Origin of the sequence: Eggerthella sp. BIOML-A4 (assembly GCF_009875575.1) — a bacterium.
Classification (GTDB): Bacteria; Actinomycetota; Coriobacteriia; order Coriobacteriales; family Eggerthellaceae; genus Eggerthella; species Eggerthella lenta.
Genome location: NZ_WWRX01000001.1, coordinates 17,616 through 34,488, shown reverse-complemented (window position 1 = coordinate 34,488; position 16,873 = coordinate 17,616). Strand labels below are relative to the sequence as shown.

The 16,873-nt window shown below is 65.0% G+C and carries 14 protein-coding genes; 6 read left to right on the top strand and 8 right to left on the bottom strand.

Annotated features, from left to right (window positions below; translation table 11 throughout):
- Positions 1–11: 11 nt before the first annotated feature.
- Both gltA and GT613_RS00180 read right to left on the bottom strand, forming a co-directional pair.
- A complete protein-coding gene (gltA, locus tag GT613_RS00185) occupies positions 12–1,493 on the bottom strand; it encodes an NADPH-dependent glutamate synthase (protein WP_161172447.1) in 1,482 nt (493 codons plus the stop codon).
- A gap of 1 nt (position 1,494) precedes the next feature.
- Positions 1,495–2,349, bottom strand: coding sequence for a sulfide/dihydroorotate dehydrogenase-like FAD/NAD-binding protein (locus tag GT613_RS00180; RefSeq protein WP_086414314.1), 855 nt, complete (start codon positions 2,347–2,349; stop codon positions 1,495–1,497).
- Between the two features lie 285 nt (positions 2,350–2,634).
- On the opposite strand from GT613_RS00180, the gene GT613_RS00175 reads away from it, so the two are divergent.
- Positions 2,635–3,558, top strand: coding sequence for a CorA family divalent cation transporter (locus GT613_RS00175; RefSeq protein WP_161171098.1), 924 nt, complete (start codon positions 2,635–2,637; stop codon positions 3,556–3,558).
- Between the two features lie 404 nt (positions 3,559–3,962).
- Here GT613_RS00175 and GT613_RS00170 read toward each other — a convergent pair whose 3' ends face one another.
- The 3 genes from GT613_RS00170 to GT613_RS00160 all read right to left on the bottom strand — a co-directional run bounded on the left by GT613_RS00170 (position 3,963) and on the right by GT613_RS00160 (position 7,615).
- Complete coding sequence (locus GT613_RS00170) at positions 3,963–4,598, bottom strand: uracil-DNA glycosylase family protein (RefSeq protein WP_009306896.1); 636 nt, start codon at positions 4,596–4,598, stop codon at positions 3,963–3,965.
- 14 nt (positions 4,599–4,612) lie between these two features.
- Positions 4,613–6,016 carry an alanine racemase gene (gene alr / locus GT613_RS00165; RefSeq protein ID WP_009609368.1) on the bottom strand — a complete coding sequence of 468 codons (1,404 nt, stop codon included), beginning with the start codon at positions 6,014–6,016 and terminating at the stop codon, positions 4,613–4,615.
- Positions 6,017–6,079: 63 nt separating this feature from the next.
- Positions 6,080–7,615, bottom strand: a complete 1,536-nt coding sequence (locus GT613_RS00160; RefSeq protein WP_009306898.1) for a helix-turn-helix transcriptional regulator — start codon at positions 7,613–7,615, stop codon at positions 6,080–6,082.
- A gap of 198 nt (positions 7,616–7,813) precedes the next feature.
- Here GT613_RS00160 and GT613_RS00155 point away from each other — a divergent pair, with 198 nt between their 5' ends.
- The 4 genes from GT613_RS00155 (at position 7,814) to GT613_RS00140 (ending at position 12,557) form a co-directional block, all read left to right on the top strand.
- Positions 7,814–10,249, top strand: coding sequence for a DMSO/selenate family reductase complex A subunit (locus GT613_RS00155; RefSeq protein ID WP_161171099.1), 2,436 nt, complete (start codon positions 7,814–7,816; stop codon positions 10,247–10,249).
- Positions 10,250–10,264: 15 nt separating this feature from the next.
- Positions 10,265–10,900: a 4Fe-4S dicluster domain-containing protein gene (locus GT613_RS00150; RefSeq protein WP_015761410.1), complete on the top strand. Its 636-nt coding sequence runs from the start codon at positions 10,265–10,267 to the stop codon at positions 10,898–10,900.
- A 182-nt stretch (positions 10,901–11,082) separates the two neighbouring features.
- Positions 11,083–11,706, top strand: a complete 624-nt coding sequence (locus tag GT613_RS00145; RefSeq protein WP_015761411.1) for a DMSO/selenate family reductase complex B subunit — start codon at positions 11,083–11,085, stop codon at positions 11,704–11,706.
- Positions 11,703–12,557 (top strand): DmsC/YnfH family molybdoenzyme membrane anchor subunit, encoded by an 855-nt coding sequence (locus GT613_RS00140; protein WP_015761412.1) that lies wholly within the window; start codon positions 11,703–11,705, stop codon positions 12,555–12,557. Before GT613_RS00145 ends, GT613_RS00140 begins: the two co-directional genes overlap by 4 nt.
- A gap of 343 nt (positions 12,558–12,900) precedes the next feature.
- Here GT613_RS00140 and GT613_RS00135 read toward each other — a convergent pair whose 3' ends face one another.
- The gene (locus GT613_RS00135) at positions 12,901–13,380 is read right to left on the bottom strand and encodes a molybdenum cofactor biosynthesis protein B (protein WP_009306903.1); all 480 of its coding nucleotides are present in this window, start codon (positions 13,378–13,380) and stop codon (positions 12,901–12,903) included.
- Position 13,381: 1 nt separating this feature from the next.
- On the bottom strand, positions 13,382–14,638 hold the full coding sequence (gene glp, locus GT613_RS00130) for a gephyrin-like molybdotransferase Glp (RefSeq protein ID WP_009306904.1): 1,257 nt from the start codon (positions 14,636–14,638) through the stop codon (positions 13,382–13,384).
- A gap of 201 nt (positions 14,639–14,839) precedes the next feature.
- Here glp and GT613_RS00125 point away from each other — a divergent pair, with 201 nt between their 5' ends.
- The gene (locus GT613_RS00125; RefSeq protein ID WP_009306905.1) at positions 14,840–15,403 is read left to right on the top strand and encodes a gamma carbonic anhydrase family protein; all 564 of its coding nucleotides are present in this window, start codon (positions 14,840–14,842) and stop codon (positions 15,401–15,403) included.
- 92 nt (positions 15,404–15,495) lie between these two features.
- Here GT613_RS00125 and eno read toward each other — a convergent pair whose 3' ends face one another.
- Positions 15,496–16,788: a phosphopyruvate hydratase gene (gene eno / locus GT613_RS00120; protein WP_009306906.1), complete on the bottom strand. Its 1,293-nt coding sequence runs from the start codon at positions 16,786–16,788 to the stop codon at positions 15,496–15,498.
- Between the last annotated feature and the right edge of the window lie 85 nt (positions 16,789–16,873).

The window sequence follows — 16,873 nt, the reverse complement described above, 5'->3', positions numbered from 1 at the left end:
TCCGAAGGCCGTCAGGCCTTCGGAACCAGATACTCCGCAATGCCCGCCGCCGCGCGCTTGCCGGCGCCCATGGCGAGGATGACGGTTGCCGCGCCGATGACGGCGTCGCCGCCGGCGAACACGCCCGGCTTCGACGTGGCTCCTGTGCGCTCGTCGGCCACGATCAGGCTGCGCGGCGTCACCTCGAGGTCCGGCGTGGTCTTCGCGATCAGCGGGTTGGTCTTCGAGCCCGCCGCAACCACCAGCATGTCGATGTCGATGACGAACTCGCTGCCCTCGACCGCCGTCGGGCGGCGACGGCCGCTCGCGTCAGGCTCGCCCAGCTCCATGCGCACGCATTCGACGCCGGACACCCAGCCCTTCTCGTCGCCCAGGATGCGCGTCGGGTTCGTCAGCAGCTGGAAACGGATGCCCTCCTGCTCGGCATGGTGCACTTCCTCGGCGCGCGCCGGCATCTCCTCGCGGCCGCGGCGGTACACCACGGTCACCTCGGCGCCCAGGCGCCTCGCCGTGCGCGCGGCGTCCATGGCCACGTTGCCGCCGCCCACCACCACGCACTTCTTGCCAGCGTACACCGGCGTCTCGTACTCGGGGAACAGGTACGCCTTCATAAGGTTCACGCGGGTCAGCAGCTCGCTTGCCACCGACACGCCGTTGAGGCCCTCGCCCTCGATGCCCAGGTAGCTGGGAAGCCCCGCGCCCGTGCCCACGAACACCGCGTCGAAGCCGCGATCCTCCATGAGCTCGTCGATGTCGTAGAGCTTGCCCACCAGCGCGTTCACCTCGAACGACACGCCCTTGTCGCCCAGCTTCGACACCTCGCGCTGCACGAGGTCCTTCGGAAGACGGAACTCGGGGATGCCGTAGGTCAGCACGCCGCCCACCTTGTGCAGCGCCTCGAACACGGTCACGTCGCAGCCCAGCTTCGCCAGCTCGCCCGCGCACGTCAGCGACGCCGGGCCCGAGCCCACAACGGCCACGCGCTTGCCGGAAAGGTCGATCGATGCCGCCGCGTCATCGCCGGCCGTCTGCTCGACGAGCCCTTCGCCTTCGCACGCGAACTCCTCCATAGCCGCAGCCGCTTCCTCAGGGTGCTCGAACGCCCAGTCAGACGTGAAGCGTTCCAGACGACCGATAGAAACGGGCTCGCCGTTCTTTCCGCGCGTGCACACGCCCTCGCACTGCGTCTCCTGCGGGCACACGCGTCCGCAGATGGCAGGCAGCGAGTTCGCGCTCTTCACTATGGCGTACGCACGGGCGAAATTGCCCTCGGCCACCTGTGCGATAAACTGCGGGATGGGAACGCCCACGGGGCAGCCGCCCACGCACGGAGCGTTCGGGCACTGGATGCAGCGGCGCGCCTCAGCTACCGCCTCTTCTTCGGAGTAGCCCAGAGCCACCTCGTCGAACGTCTGCGCACGCTCGACCGGATCGAGCTCCGGCATGGGAACGCGCGTCTTCTGCCTGTTCACCTCGTAGTTCGTCCGCGCCATGCTAGGCCCCCTTCCGCTCGTCGCCCGCATGCGCGCCGCACGAGCGTCCTTCGCGCGCCTCGGCCTCGAAGCTCCGGTACATCACGCCGCGACGCATGGCGTCGTCGAAGTCCACCAGATGGCCGTCGAAGTCTGGGCCGTCCACGCACGCGTGCAGGTACTCGTCGCCCACCTTCACGCGGCAACCGCCGCACATGCCGGTGCCGTCGATCATGAGAGGGTTCATGCTCACGTACGTTTTGATGCCGTAGGGCTTCGTCGTGGCGGCCACGAACTTCATCATGATGACGGGGCCCACGGCCAGCACGAGGTCGTAGTCCGCTCCCTCGTCGATGCGCTGCTGCAGCGCCTGTGTCACCAGGCCCTTGTTGCCGTTCGAGCCGTCGTCGGTCATGATGATCTGGCGCGTAGAATGCTGGTTGATCTCGTCTTCCAGCAGCACGAGGTCCTTGTTGCGGAAGCCGGTGATAACATCCACCTCGCAGCCATGGTCGTACAGCCACTTGGCCTGAGGAAACGCGATGGCTGTTCCCAAACCGCCGCCGATGACGCACGCGCGCTTCGCGCCTTCCAGCTCGGTGGGGTTGCCCAACGGCCCGGCGAAGTCCTGCAGCGCGTCGCCCGCTTTCATCTGGGCGAGGCGCATCGTGGTGGCGCCAACCGCCTGGAAGATGATCGTAATCGTGCCCGCCTCCGGGTCGCAGTCGTTCATGGTCAACGGGATGCGCTCGCCCTGCTCGTCGATGCGCAGCATGATGAACTGACCCGGCTTGATCTTCTTCGCGATCTCGGGCGCGCGCACCACCATGCGCGTCACCTCGGGATTGAGCGCCTCTACCTGTTCGATGGGATACACGTCACTGCCCTTCTCGTCTCAGATACAAAAGCAGCACCGAAAGCGGTGCCGTCTCGTAGATGTGGCCGTCAGTATAGCAAAGGCGCTGCCGCACCTATGTTACGAGCATGTTTCCACCCGGCCAGTGGAGGAAATCGCGCCGGAAGGGTTTCTCAATGTTCTGGCGTGCGTCAACAATCCCCCAACGGAGCAACCGGAGAGCATGCAGGGAGGCTCCTGCATGGTAAGCTGGGGAATCGTCCGGTCCGCGGGCAAGACGCCCGGGGTTTCGTTTGGGAGAACGCGATGGCTCACCTCTACTTTCTGCACAACCGCCTGCAAGCCGCCCCGGCAGGCACGCCCATCGACGCCGATCAGCCGGTGGTCGAAGTGCTCAACTCGCTGGAAATTGGCGAGGCCTGCTTCCTCAGCTCCGAGACGCGGGAGTCGCTGCGCTCCATATACACGGTCGAGAACACCTACCTCGATGTGTTCCCCCACTGCCTCATCGGATCGTTCGCCGTGCCCAACAAGAACCACATCCTGTTCGACCCGCTCTGCTTCGCGTTCTACTTCGACGCCACGCATCTGGTGTTCCTCGACGACGGCACCACCTGCGCGCGCGTTCTCGAGGAAATCGCCTCGCAAGGCGTTTTGAAGCAGCCCACCGTCGGTCACTGCCTGTTCGAGTTCATGAAGATGCTCATGAAGAACGACCTCTCCTTCCTGGCCGATCTGGAGGATCGCATGGAGGACGTGGAGGAGTCCATCATCGATCGCGGCAAGAACGCCAACAGCCGCACCATGCTGACGTTCCGGCGCAAGCTGCTGCGCATCGACACGTACTACCAGCAGCTGGTGGACATGGCCAGCGGCATAGCCGAAAACGAGAACGGGCTGCTCAGCAAGGAGGAAAGCCGCCTATTCCTGGTAGCGGAACGTCAGGCCGAACGCCTGTTGAAGCGCTCGCTCACCCTCAAGGAGTACAGCTTGCAGTTGCGCGAACTGTACCAGACGCAAATCGACCTGCAGCAGAACAACACGATGCAGTTCTTCACGGTTATCACCACGTTGTTCGCGCCGCTGACGCTGCTGACCAGCTGGTTCGGCATGAATTTCACGAACATGCCCGGCCTTGACTGGCGCTGGGGCCACGAAGCCATCATCGCCGTATCGGTAATCATCGTCGTGATCGAAATCATCATCTTCAAGCGCAAGAAGTGGCTGTAGTGCCTCACCCCCTCCCGCGCATCCAACGAAGGCCCAGATGGCAAAAAAGCATCGAATTCGGAAGTTGCCGCCTGGGATCGACTGCGAGCCGACCGTGCTCCGGATAACCACCCCGCATAATGCCTGATTACGAAGAGCACTTCTTCTGGTGCCGCGCACGGCGCTTGCTCAAGGCTTGCGATGCATTCCGAATTCGATGCTTTTTTGCCATTTCGGCCTCGATCCGCTGCACGAGCGCCAAAGGGGCAATCTCGAACCGAAGGGGGCTGCGCACTAAGCCAGCCGCTAACGAAAGAAATCAGCTGTTTTTTCGTTACGCTGCGAAAAGGCCCCGCTATCGAAAGAAACCTTTCGTTAACGGGGCTGTATGAGGCAAGGGGACGGACGGCGCTTGCGTCGAGCCGTTACAGCAGCGGCGGTTGCTCGACGTGCGGGGGTTCGGCGGCTTTGGCGGCGGCCTCCGCGGCCCGTTCGGCTTCGCTTGCGCGCAACAGCTCGCCCAGCGTGGCGAAGTCGTTCTCCAGCGCCTCGCGCTTGGAACCGTCGTACAGCGCGGCCGCCGGGTGGAAGATGGGGAACACCTTGAACTTGCCGGCGCGCTGCACGGTGCCGTGCAGGCGCGTGATGCCGATATCCGTCTTCAGGATGAACTTCGTGGAGAAGTTCCCCAGCGTCACCAGGAACTCGGGATCGATGGTGCGCGTCTGCTCGCGCAGGTACGGCGTGCACAGCTCGATCTCCTCGGGACGCGGGTCGCGGTTTCCGGGCGGGCGGCACTTCAGCACGTTCGCGATGAACACGTCCTCGCGGACGAGCCCGGCGACGGCCAGCAGCTCGTTGAGGTACTTGCCCGCCGCGCCCACGAAGGGCTCGCCTTGCAGGTCTTCGTTCTTGCCCGGCGCCTCGCCGATGATCATGACGCGTGCTTCGGGATTGCCCACGCCGAACACCGTCTGCGTGCGGCCGTCGGCCAAGGGGCACTTGCGGCACCCTTCCACCTGCGCGCGTATCTCGTCGAGCGGAATATGCGGCTTGGTCATGCGAATCCCCTTTCCTACACGTACACGCGCGGCATGCGCAAGCTGAACCCGCAGGCCAGCTCGTAGTTGATGGTGCCCAGCGTGTTCGCCATGTCGTCGAGGGTGATCACGGAATCGCCCTCGCGTCCCACCAGCAGCACCTCGTCGCCAATCATCGGATCGAGCCGGCGCCGGCTGCCGTACACCCGCAGATCCACCTCGAACATGCACTGGTCCATGCAGATGTTGCCCACCTGATGGCAGCGCTGCCCCTTGAGGATCACGTCGGTGCGCCCCGACAGGCCGCGACGCAGGCCGTCGGCGTACCCCACGGGCACGGTGCATATCTTCACGCTGCCGGGACTGCGGTAGTTCATGCCGTAGCTCACGCCCTCGCTCATGGGCACGGTGCGCACGTCGGTGATGCGCGCGTGCACGCTCATGGCGGGGTGCAGGTCGATCATCGGGCGCGTGACGCCCGACGGATGCAGGCCGTACATGGCTATGCCCAGGCGCACCATGTCGAACTGCACGTCAGGATAGCGGATGGCCGCGGCCGAGTTCGCCGCATGCACGATGCCGGGGTTGACGCCTGCCGTGCGCAGCGCCGTGACGGCCTCGATGAACCGCTTCACCTGGATCTGGAAGTCCAACGTCTCCGCGGAGTCGGCCGTGGCGAAGTGCGTGAACGTGCCCACGAGGTCGAGCGCGCGATGGAAGCTCACCTGCCCCATGAACTCGACCACTTCGTCGTGGCGCACGCCGATGCGGTTCATACCCGTGTTCACCGCCAGGTGGTACGGAGCGCGCACGCCGTACGCGTCGGCGGCCTCGGCGTACTGGATGGCGAACTCGGAGGTATAGACGCTCGGCATGACCTTGTAAGCCAGAAGCAGCGGGATGGCCGTCTCGGGCGGCTGCGAAAGAACGAGGATGGGCGCGTTTACCAGCGCCTCGCGCAGCTCGATGGCTTCGTTCACCGTGGCCACGCCCAGGTAGTCGGCGCCGGAGTTGAGCGCGGTCTTGGCACAGCGCACCGCGCCGTGACCGTATCCGTCGGCCTTCACCACGGCCATGAGGCGCACGCCGTTGTCGATGCGCTGCTTGACGGCGCTCGTGTTATGACGGATGGCGTTGAGGTCGATCTCGGTCCACGACCAGCGGCGGTCGACGTCGGGAATGAGGCGCAGCTTGTCGGGGTCGAATTGGGCCGGCTCGCCGTCGGGCCGCGCGTGGTCGCGCGCGTACTGGAACGCGCCCTCCGCTCCGCTGCTGAACGCCGCCGTGGCCGCCTCGTACGCGCCCTTGTTGGCCGCGTTGCCCGCCGGAGGCTGCTCGCCTACGTATCGCGGCGTACCCATCGCCGCGCTCGCCGACACGAAGCCGTTGGGCCTGCGTTGCGAGAAACCGGTGAACCCGTTGGGAAGATCCTGTGCCATGCTCTACGCCTTTCAGTCGATCGGGCATCAGTATAGCACTTGGGATCGTGGCGAAGCCCGCCCTCATTCATGCAGCATGTCCAACAGCTCTTGACGACGGTGGATGTCGAGCTTCGTGTAAATGTGCTTCGCGTGCGTGCGCACGGTGTTCTCGCTGATGACCAGGCGCTCGGCGATGGCGGCCATGCTGTTCCCGCGCGCGATAAGCTCCATGACCTCCGTTTCGCGCGTCGACAACCCGTGCGCCTCCTGCAGCATGAGACATTGCTTCGACGTGCGATCGCGGATGACGCCCGCGTCTTCGGATGCCGAAGGGCGATTCCGTCGGCGCTTTGCCGCAGGTTTCGCCGCCTTCTGCTGCCGCGGCTCCTCCGGCGCGCCGACCGCCAGGAACTCGATGGGATCGGCCGTCACCGTGCCCTTCGCCGCCAGCGATTTGAACAGCGTGCCCGTGGCCGCCAGCAGCGTGAGGCCCAGCACGTAGCTCGATACCATGGCCACGATGAACAACCACTCGCGACCGCCGATCCACATGAAGTCGCTCACCCAGCCCAGCAAGAAGCCGGCGCTCTGCATGATGTAGGCCACGCCGCCGAAGAACCCGTAGATGAACACCGGGTTGATGCCGCGGTCGCGCGAGATCTGCGCGCACTGCATCATCATGAGCATCTGCACTAGCGAGAACACCATGTACGTAAGCGCCGCGAACAGGTTGAGATAGGTCGCACCCAAAAACGGCAGCAGCAAGAACCCCGTGATGATGAGCGGATACACCACACGGAACACCGAGGTCAGCCCGAACCGGAAGCTCATGCGGTACCACAGCACCAACAGCACCACCGCCGACACCAACGAGCCCAGCATCGACGCGCTGTTCACCACTGCGCCGATATCCTCGTGCAGAAGCGCGATGCCGCGGATGACGCCGCTGGCGAACGCGAGCGACCCCACGCACAGCGCACTGCGCCAATAGTCGGCCACCACCTGCCGATACACGCGCGGATGCTGCTGCGGCACGTCCTCGAACATAGGCTGGTCCACGTGCATCTCGCGCACCGAAAGCGCGATGCAAAGGCCGCACAAGGGCACGAACACGAGCGGTATGAGGAAAGCCGTCAGCGCGATGGGCACGAGGTACAGCGCAAAGTAGATGAGCGGCGCGATGGCCGTGCCCACGATGAGCCGCAAGTTGCCCTCGGCCGACGGCAGCGACGCGAAGTAGCGCTGCCATAGCATGAACATGCCCGCGCACCCGATGCCCAGCAACACGCCACCGGCGAACACCAGCGGGAGCGTGGCCGCCTGCACGTACATGGCCGCGATAAGGCAGGCCGACCCGGCGAACACCAACAGCGCGCTCAGCGACACCAGCATCACACGCGCGCCGCGCGGAAAGTAGTACGATCCGAGCATGCTGGCTACGAACGCGCCGCCGAACGCGAGCGCCTGGGCTAGGAAGAACGTGAGGGTGATCTCCGCCGTCTGGAATTCGAGCGGCAGAAACGGGAAGACACCGCCCCAAATGGACGTGGCGTTCACCGTGAGAAAACATGCGTAGCCCCAACTGGACACATGCATGCGCGATGAGCTTTGCTCCACGACCCCTCCTATCCCAGCTTGCACGACGCTTCGCATGGTAGCATAGCCGTCGGCTCCGAAACGGGGGATTCAGAGAATAGTGATGACTCCTACCTGGGGTTTTGTTCTTAAATCACATGACGAGTGTGATTCCCCCGCCAGCTGTTTCCGGTACTTTGGAACAGGCGAGAGGAACAATCGAAGCAAGAGGAGGGAACCATGACCATGAACGAATCGAGCGTATCGCGCCGCACGTTCGTCAAGGGATCGCTGGCCGGCCTGGCGCTTGCCGGCGCTGCCGGATCGACCGCGCTGTACGGCTGCGCGCCGAAGGACGAGAAGGGCGCCGCAAGCGAGGGCGCTGGCGCATCGACCGACCAGATCTCGTGGAGCCAGTGCAACGTCAACTGCGGCGGCAACTGCGTCTTCCAGTGGCACTCCCAGGACGGCAAGATCGTCTACATGGAGTCCGACAACACCGGCGACGTCGATCTGCAGGCGCGCGCCTGCCTGCGCGGCCGCTCCATGCGCCGTTGGATCAACAGCCCCGATCGTCTGACGAAGCCCATGAAGCGCGTCGGCAAGCGCGGCGAAGGCAAGTTCGAGGAGATCAGCTGGGACGAGGCCATCGACACCATCGCCAGCGAGCTGAAGCGCGTCATCGACACGTACGGCAACGAGGCCATCTACGTGAACTACGCCACCGGCATGTACTCCACCACCGGCAAGCAGCCGGGCCTGCGCCTGCTGGGCCTGCTGGGCGGCTACATCAACCAGGCGTACGACTACTCCACCCACATGCTGCAGGTGGCGCTGCCCTTCATGTACGGCAGCAAGTGCAGCCCGTACGACAACGTGCACGCTTCCTCGTTCTCCGAGGCCGAGCGCGCCTCCGACCTTGTGGTGATGTTCGGCAACAGCCCGGCGGAAACCCGCATGGGCGGCGCGAACGCCGTGTGGGACTTCGCGAAGGTGCGCGAGTCCGTCACCGGCCGCGGCGGCAAGATCGTCAACATCGACTACCGCATGAACGAGTCGTGCTCGGGACACCCGGACGAGTGGCTGCCCATCCGTCCCGGCACCGACGCCGCGCTGGCGTCCGCCATCGCGCACGAGTGGATCGCGAACGACCAGGTGGACAAGGGCTTCCTGGACGAGTACTGCGTCGGCTACGACGAGGACACCATGCCCGAGAGCGCCAAGGGCCAGAACAAGTCCTACAAGGACTACATCATGGGCACCGGCTACGACATGGTAGAGAAGACCGCCGAGTGGGCCGCCCCCATCACCGGCATCCCGGCCGAGCGCATCAAGCAGCTGGCAGCCGACATCGCCGCCGCCGAGGCGCCGTTCATCTGCCAAGGCTGGGGCCCGCAGCGCCACACGAACGGCGAGGACACGTCGCGCGCCATCTGCATGCTGCCCGTGCTCATCGGCAAGATCGGCCTGCCCGGCACGAACACCGGCCAGCGCGAGGCCGAACCGCCCACCTATCTCGTGGGAAGCCTGCCGTTCGAGAACCCCATCAAGACGGCCATCCCGGTGTACCAGTGGATCAACGCCGTGGACCACGGCAAGGAGATGACGGCCACCAACGCCGGCATCGTGGGCGCCGACAAGCTGAACAACGACATCAAGTTCCTGTGGAACTACGCGGGCAACTGCATCACGAACCAGCACGGCGACATCAACTACACGCACGACGTTTTGGCAGACGAGAGCAAGCTGGAGTTCATCCTGGTGTGGGACACCGTGATGACCGACTCCGCCAAGTACGCCGACATTCTGCTGCCCGACGCCATGCGCTCCGAGCAGCTGAACATGCAGACGCAGGGCTACTCCGAATACTACACCGCCGTCGTCGTGGGCGGGCCCGCGCAGGAAGCGCCGGGCGAGTGCCGCTCCAGCTACGACGTATGCGCCGACATCGCCGACAAGTTCGGCAAGAAGGACGCGTTCACCGAGGGCAAGACGCAGGAAGACTGGATCAAGGAGCTCTACGAGGCCGGCGCGAAAGCCGACGGCAACATGCCCACCTGGGACGAGATCAAGGCCCAAGGCGTGTACAAGCGTCCGCTGGAGCCGGCCATCGGCCTGGTGGACTTCCGCACCGACCCGGTGAAGAACCCGCTGTCCACGCCGTCGGGCAAGATCGAGATCTACTCCGAGCAGCTGGCCGAGATCGCCGCCACGTGGGAGCTCGAAGAGGGCGACGTCATCAACCCCATCCCCGTGTTCACGCCCGGCTTCCAGGGCTACGGCTCGGTGACCGACGAGTACCCGCTGTACTGCACGGGCTTCCATCACAAGAGCCGCACCCACTCCTCCTTCGGCTTCATCCCCGAGCTGGAGCAGGTGGCGCGCCAGCAGCTGTGGATCAACCCCGCCGACGCCGAGTCGCGCGGCATCGCCAGCGGCGACACGGTGGCCGTGAAGAGCCCCGCCGGCGAGATCCGCATCGAGGCTTTGGTCACGTCGCGCATCATCCCGGGCACCATCGGCATCCCGCAGGGCGCGTGGCACAAGGCCGACATGAACGGCGACCGCGTGGACGAGGGCGCGTGCGTCAACACGCTGACCACGTACCGCCCGACGCCGCTTGCCAAGGGCAACGGCCCGGCGCACTCCATCATCGCCCAGATCACGAAAGCCTAACGGGGGGAGGACCACATGACTCAGTACGGATTTTTCTTCGACAGCACGCGCTGCACGGGTTGCCGCACCTGCGAGATGGCGTGCAAGGACTACAAGGACCTGTCCGCCACCATCGCATTCCGCAAGGTGTACGACTACGAGGGCGGCGCCTGGAGCGACGTGGGCGACGGCACCTTCACGTCCGACGCGTTCGCCTACCACGTGTCGCTGGGCTGCCAGCACTGCGCGATGCCGGCCTGCATGGCCAAGTGCCCGCAGGGTGCCATCGAGAAGGATACCAAGACGGGCCTGGTGCACATCAACCAGGAAAAATGCACGGGCGTGGGCGCCTGCGTGGAGACGTGCCCCTACAACGTGCCCATCGTGGACAAGGCCCTGGGCAAGGGCGTGAAATGCGACGGCTGCGCCGACCGCGTGGCCGAGGGCAAGAGCCCCATCTGCGTGGAGGCCTGCCCGTTGCGCGCGCTGGAGTTCGGCGACATCGAGGAGCTGAGGGCGAAGCACGAAGGAACGGTGGCAGGCATTGCGCCGATGCCGTCGCCCGACGAGACGACGCCCTCCATCGCAATCCTGCCGTGCCCGGCGGCGAAGGAGCCCGGCGACACCACTGGCGCCATCGCCAATGAGAAGGAAGTGACGGGCGTGGCCTAACCGGCATCCGCCACTCGAAGGGGCGCCGCAGGGGCGCCCCTTCGCATCTTCGAACGAAGGCCCCCTTCCCCAGGACGGGGCTTCCCCGCGCACGGCGCCGCCCGAACGGGCTCCGGGGAATCGACGGGCCTTCGTGGTAGAATCGTCTTCGTCTTCCATCGTTTCCGACCGAAAGCGGCATTATGCCACGGGGCTTCTTTTACGACAATACGCGCTGCACCGGGTGCAGAACCTGCGTCATAGCGTGCAAGGACTACCATGACCACGGACCGGACATGGCCTTCCGCATGGTCATCGACTACGAAGGCGGCTCCTGGCAACCCGATGTCGACGGGACGTTCTCGCAGGACGCGTTCGCCTACCACGTGTCCATCTCGTGCAACCACTGCAACAACCCCGTGTGCACCCGCGTATGCCCCACCGGCGCCATGCATAAAGACGAGCTCGGGCTGGTCTGGCCCGATGCCACCAAGTGCATCGGCTGCGGCTACTGCACCATGGCCTGCCCCTACCACGCACCGCATATCGACGCGCGCCTGAAACGCAGCAGCAAGTGCGACGGCTGCCGCGACCGCCTCGTCGACGGCGAGCAGCCTGTCTGCGTGGAAGCCTGCCCGCTGCGCGCGCTGGAGTTCGGGCTGACGTCCGAGCTGACCGACCGCCACCCCGACGCAGTGCGCTCCATCCTGCCGCTGCCGGACGAATCGGCCACGCGCCCCAACCTCCTCATCCTGCCGTCGCCTGCGGCCGAACGAGCCGAAAAGCAGGGAGGCAGCATCGTGAACCGAACGGAGCTTCATCTATGACCAGCGGATTCGACGCCTTCTCGCTGGGCCTGTTCACCTCGCTCGCACCGGCGGGCGTCGTTGCGTTCCTGGCACTCGCGCTCGTGCGGCTCTGGTCGCGCGACCGCACGGCCTCAGTGCGCATCGACCGTATGATCGCGCTGCCGTTCAGCGTGGTTCTGATCGGGTTCATCGCCTCGGCCACGCACCTCGGAACGCCCGCGAACGCGCTGCACGTGTTCTCGGGCGTCGGCCGCTCGCCGCTGTCCAACGAGGTTCTGAGCGCTGTCGCGTTCCTGTTCCTGGTAGGTTCGTACTGGATGATGGCGTTCAAGGAGCGCTTTCCCGATGCCGTGGCGAAGCCATGGCTGGCGTTGGCCTGTCTGGCAGGAATCGCGCTTATCGCGTGCACGTCCATGGCGTACAACGTGGACACGGTTCCTACCTGGGATACCGCATTCACGCCGGCGAACCTCGTGTTGGCAGCGTTGCTGGCAGGCCCTGTGTTGGGGCTCCTGTTCCTGGAGCTGGCGCAGGTGCGGCCGCGCGCGCTCGAGCGCGCGCTCGTCGTACTGGCGGCGCCCGCGCTCGTGGCGGGGACCGTCGTGCTCGCACTGCACCAGGAGAGCCTTCCCGCCATCGCGAACAACGAGTTCGCAGCCAGCACGCTCGCGCCTTCCTATCCTGCTGTCATCGGCGCGCATCTCATCGTAGGCGCGATCGCACTCGCAATAGCCGGCCTGTCGATGAAGCGCGTCCAATCCCGCCGCACGACACTCGCACTGAGAGCCACCGCCAGCCTGCTCGCGCTCGCAGCCGTCTTCGTCACCCGCATCGTGTTCTACCACCTGCACATGACCGTGGGATTCTGATCGAACAGTTCTCCCGTGTGGCAACACAGCGGTCGTTCGCCGACTTCCCTGATTTTGGCAAAAATTTCGAGGTAAGAAGATGTTAGCCAAGGAATACTTGCACTATAGGATGCCTTGCCCAGCTCGTTTCGACAATAATCCCAGGTCATGTTTTTCCATACAGCCTGAACCGTAGAGTTAGATGCAGATGACATCTTCCTACCTCGAAATTTTTGCCAAAATCCGACTCGCTACCGATACTATCGCTGCCCGCGCAAACAAAAACCGACTCCCCTGCGTACGAAGAAACCCTTACGATAGGAAAGTTCAGTCGCATACGTCAAACACCGCGGGGAAGCGGTTCCTAATGCCCGCCGCCGGCCATCATCTTCACGGCGTGCGGCAGGGCTTTCACCACGCCGTCCCAGTTCTCGCGGGCAGCCTTCTCGCTGCCGGGCAGGTTGATCACCAGGTGACGGCCGCGCTGCATGCACAGCGCGCGGGACAGCATGGCGTACGGCGTGATGGCCAGCGAATGCGCGCGCATGGCTTCGGCTATGCCGGGCACGTTGCGATCGCACGCGTCCATCGTGGCCTCGGGCGTCACGTCGCGCAGCGAGAGCCCGCTGCCTCCGCAGGTCAGCACCACGTCCACGTCCTGCTCGTCGCAGGCGCGCACAATGGCCGACGCGATGAACGGTCGCTCGTCGGGCACCACCACGTGGCTCTTGCACTCCCAACCGTTTTCGGCGATCAGCGTCTCCAGCGCTGCGCCGGCCGTATCCTCCTTCATGCCGCGCGTATCCGAGCACGTGATAATGGCGAAGGTGATGTTCTGTTCCATCTTACAAACTCACTTCCTCGGAAACGTCGAGCAGGACGCACTGCACAAGCGAGCCGGCAGTGCGAGAGTCGAGGCCTTCCGGCAGGATGGCCATGCAGTTGCTGCGCTGGATGACTCCGAACAGGCCCGAGCTCTGGTTCTTGGCGGGCGCCACCACGTATTCGCCCTCATCGTTCTTGTACAGCGTGCCGCGCAGGAAGATGCGGCGCGGGTCCTTCTTCTTCACGTCGCGCGATAGCTTCGCCATCACCGACGGGCGCTCGAAATGCGCATACCCTTGCATCTTGCGCAGCGCGGGGCGGATGATCATCTCGAAGCCCACGTACGCCGCCGCCGGGTTGCCGGGCAGGCCGAACACGGGCGTACCGCGCACGATGCCGAACGTCTGGGCCTTGCCGGGACGAATGTTCACCGTGGTCATCAGCAGCTCGCCCAACTCGGACACCACGGGCTTGATGAAGTCGAAGTCGCCGTTCGACGCCCCGCCGCTGGTCACGACGAAGTCGTACGCGTCCGCCGCCGCGGACACCGCCGCCGCAAGCGCCTCCTTCGTATCCTCCACGATGGGCAGGATGACGGGTACCGCACCCGCTGCTTGCGCGCAGGCGGCAAGCGCGTAGCTGTTCGAGTTGCGGATCTTGCCGGGCGTGGGCACGACTGTGGGATCCACCAGCTCGGAGCCGATGGAGATGACGGCCACGCGCGGACGCCGATGCGTCGGCACCTCCACGATGCCGCATCCCGCGAGGAACCCGACGCCGGCCGAGCCGATGACCTCGCCCTTCGACACCACCGTCTCGCCCGCCTTCGCCTCTTCCCCGGCCTCGCGCACGTTGGAGCGCACGGCGGTGGGGGCGGAGAACGCCACGCGGCTGCCGGGCTTGCCGTCGCCGGTCACCACGTCGACGATCTCGTATTTCACCACGGAGTCTGCGTCGTCGGGCATGGGCGCGCCGGTCATGATGCGCACGCACTGCCCGGCCTCGATAGAGCCTTCAAACACGTCGCCCGCCGCGATCTCGGCCACGACGTCCAGTTCGACCGGCGCTTCCTGCGACGCCTCGGCAAGCTCGGCGGCCCGAACCGCGAACCCGTCCATCGCCGAATGGGCGAACGGCGAGATGTCGATATCGCTCTTCAAATCGGCGGCGGCCACGCGGCCGACCGCTTCCAACACGGGCACGGTTTCCACCGGCAGGGGCGCCGCATGGGACAACACGAGCGCACGGGCCTCTTCAAGTGAGATCATTTCTGGCATGGTTGCACATCCTTTTCCTTCGTGCGGCTCATTATAGCGCTTGCAGTATAGTGTTGCGCAGGAAGTTTGGCAGCATCGGCAGTCGTACGCGGGCTTCAAGGGGGGGCGCTCCACCCAATCGCCATGATCTGACGATAGCCCCTCGCCCCCAGGTTCGCGATAATGGAAGGACACCGAACCCTCGCACACAAGGAGACGCCCATGACCTCAGAAGAAACGCCCCTGTACCACCGCGTGAAAGCCCATCCCACCGCCCGCATCGCGCCGTCGGCTGGCATCGTGGGCGACGTGACCATCGGCCGCGACGCCAGCGTGTTCGCCGGCGTGCAGATCCGCGGCGACGACGCGCCCGTCGTCATCGGCGACGAGTCCAACTTGCAGGAGAACACGGTCGTCCACGTGGATTTCGACGTGCCCTGCATCGTGGGGCCGCATTGCACCGTAGGCCACGGCACCATCCTGCACGGGTGCGAGCTGGGCGAAAACGTGCTGGTGGGCATGGGCTCCATCGTGATGAACCGCGCGAAGATCGGCGCGAACAGCCTGATCGGGGCAGGATCGCTGGTGACAGAGGGCAAGGAGTTCCCGCCGGGCAGCCTCATCATGGGCACGCCGGCGCGCGTGAAGCGCGCGCTGACCGACGAGGAGATTGCGTCCATGTGCACCTTCCCCGCCGACGACTACGTGCGCCAAAGCGGCGAAATGCTGGAGCAGGGAGTGCTGGAGCACCCCGCCCCCGACATGGACATGCACCGGGGAGCGTAGGGCAAAGCCTTTTCCCGCTCATGAAGAAGGGCTGCCCAAAGGCAGCCCTTCTCGTTTCGCGAAGCTAAAGAGCCGTCAAGCTCTCGCAACCGTTAGCGGTTGATATTGTAAAAGGCGTTCATGCCGGCGTACTGGGCGGCGGTGTCCAACTCTTCCTCGATGCGGAGCAGCTGGTTGTACTTCGCCACGCGGTCGCTGCGGCAGGGCGCGCCCGTCTTGATCTGGCCGGTGTTGCAAGCGACGGCCAGGTCGGCGATGGTGGTGTCCTCGGTCTCGCCGGAGCGGTGGCTCATGACGCATGCATAGCCGGCCTGCTTCGCCATCTCAATGGCCTCCAGCGTCTCGGTCAGGCTGCCGATCTGGTTCACCTTGATGAGGATGGCGTTCGCGCAGCCCAGCTCGATACCCTTGGCCAGGCGCTTGGAGTTGGTGACGAACAGGTCGTCGCCCACCAGCTGCACGCGGTCGCCGATGCGGTCGGTCAGCTCTTTCCAGCCGTCCCAATCCTCTTCGGCCATACCGTCCTCGATGGAGACGATGGGGTACTTGTTCACGAGCGCTTCCCAATAGTCCACCATCTCGGCGCTGGTCAGCTCGCGGCCCTCGCCCGCCAGCACGTACTTCTTCTTATCGGCGTCGTAGAACTCGGTGGATGCCGGGTCCATGGCGAACATGATGTCCACGCCGGGCTTGTAACCGGCAGCCTCGCACGCCTTCGTCACGTACTCGAGCGGCTCTTCGTTCGTCTTGAAGTTGGGGGCGAAGCCACCCTCGTCACCCACGCCGCCGCCGAGGCCCGCGTCATGCAGCACCTTCTTCAGCGTGTGGTAGATCTCGGCGCACCAGCGCAGCGCCTCGGCGAACGTGCTCGCGCCCACCGGCATGATCATGAACTCCTGGAAGTCCACGTTGTTGTCAGCATGCACGCCGCCGTTGAGGATGTTCATCATGGGCGTGGGCAGCAGGTGCGCGTTCGCGCCGCCGACGTACTTGTACAGCGGCAGCTCAGCCGACTCGGCAGCAGCCTTGGCGCAGGCCAGCGACGCGCCAAGGATGGCGTTCGCGCCCAAGGCACCCTTGTTGTCGGTGCCGTCCACCTGCAGCATGATGTCGTCGATAAAGCGCTGATCGTCGGCCTCGACGCCGATGAGCGCCTCGGCGATCTCCTCGTTCACGTGGGCGACAGCATCCAGTGTGCCCTTGCCGAGATAGCGGCCCTTGTCGCAGTCGCGCAGCTCGACGGCCTCGAACGCGCCCGTCGAAGCGCCCGACGGCACCGCGGCACGGCCGAACGCGCCGTCTTCCAGCACCACTTCAACTTCCACGGTCGGGTTGCCGCGCGAGTCCAGAATCTCGCGACCGAACACATCGATGATGACGCTCATGCATGCCTCCTAGTAGGTTTTCCCGCTTTGCCGCATCGCCACGGCAAAGATGCACTTCGCGGTAATCATAGCACGTCGGAAGCGC

Excerpts from the sequence above, each read along its gene's own strand:
- GT613_RS00125 (WP_009306905.1), top strand. The coding sequence starts at position 14,840 with ATGACCTCAGAAGAAACGCCCCTGTACCACCGCGTGAAAGCCCATCCC.
- GT613_RS00140 (WP_015761412.1), top strand. The coding sequence starts at position 11,703 with ATGACCAGCGGATTCGACGCCTTCTCGCTGGGCCTGTTCACCTCGCTC.
- GT613_RS00175 (WP_161171098.1), top strand. The coding sequence starts at position 2,635 with ATGGCTCACCTCTACTTTCTGCACAACCGCCTGCAAGCCGCCCCGGCA.
- glp (WP_009306904.1), bottom strand. The coding sequence starts at position 14,638 with ATGCCAGAAATGATCTCACTTGAAGAGGCCCGTGCGCTCGTGTTGTCC.
- GT613_RS00170 (WP_009306896.1), bottom strand. The coding sequence starts at position 4,598 with ATGACCAAGCCGCATATTCCGCTCGACGAGATACGCGCGCAGGTGGAA.
- GT613_RS00135 (WP_009306903.1), bottom strand. The coding sequence starts at position 13,380 with ATGGAACAGAACATCACCTTCGCCATTATCACGTGCTCGGATACGCGC.
- GT613_RS00145 (WP_015761411.1), top strand. The coding sequence starts at position 11,083 with ATGCCACGGGGCTTCTTTTACGACAATACGCGCTGCACCGGGTGCAGA.
- alr (WP_009609368.1), bottom strand. The coding sequence starts at position 6,016 with ATGGCACAGGATCTTCCCAACGGGTTCACCGGTTTCTCGCAACGCAGG.
- GT613_RS00150 (WP_015761410.1), top strand. The coding sequence starts at position 10,265 with ATGACTCAGTACGGATTTTTCTTCGACAGCACGCGCTGCACGGGTTGC.
- eno (WP_009306906.1), bottom strand. The coding sequence starts at position 16,788 with ATGAGCGTCATCATCGATGTGTTCGGTCGCGAGATTCTGGACTCGCGC.
- GT613_RS00155 (WP_161171099.1), top strand. The coding sequence starts at position 7,814 with ATGACCATGAACGAATCGAGCGTATCGCGCCGCACGTTCGTCAAGGGA.
- gltA (WP_161172447.1), bottom strand. The coding sequence starts at position 1,493 with ATGGCGCGGACGAACTACGAGGTGAACAGGCAGAAGACGCGCGTTCCC.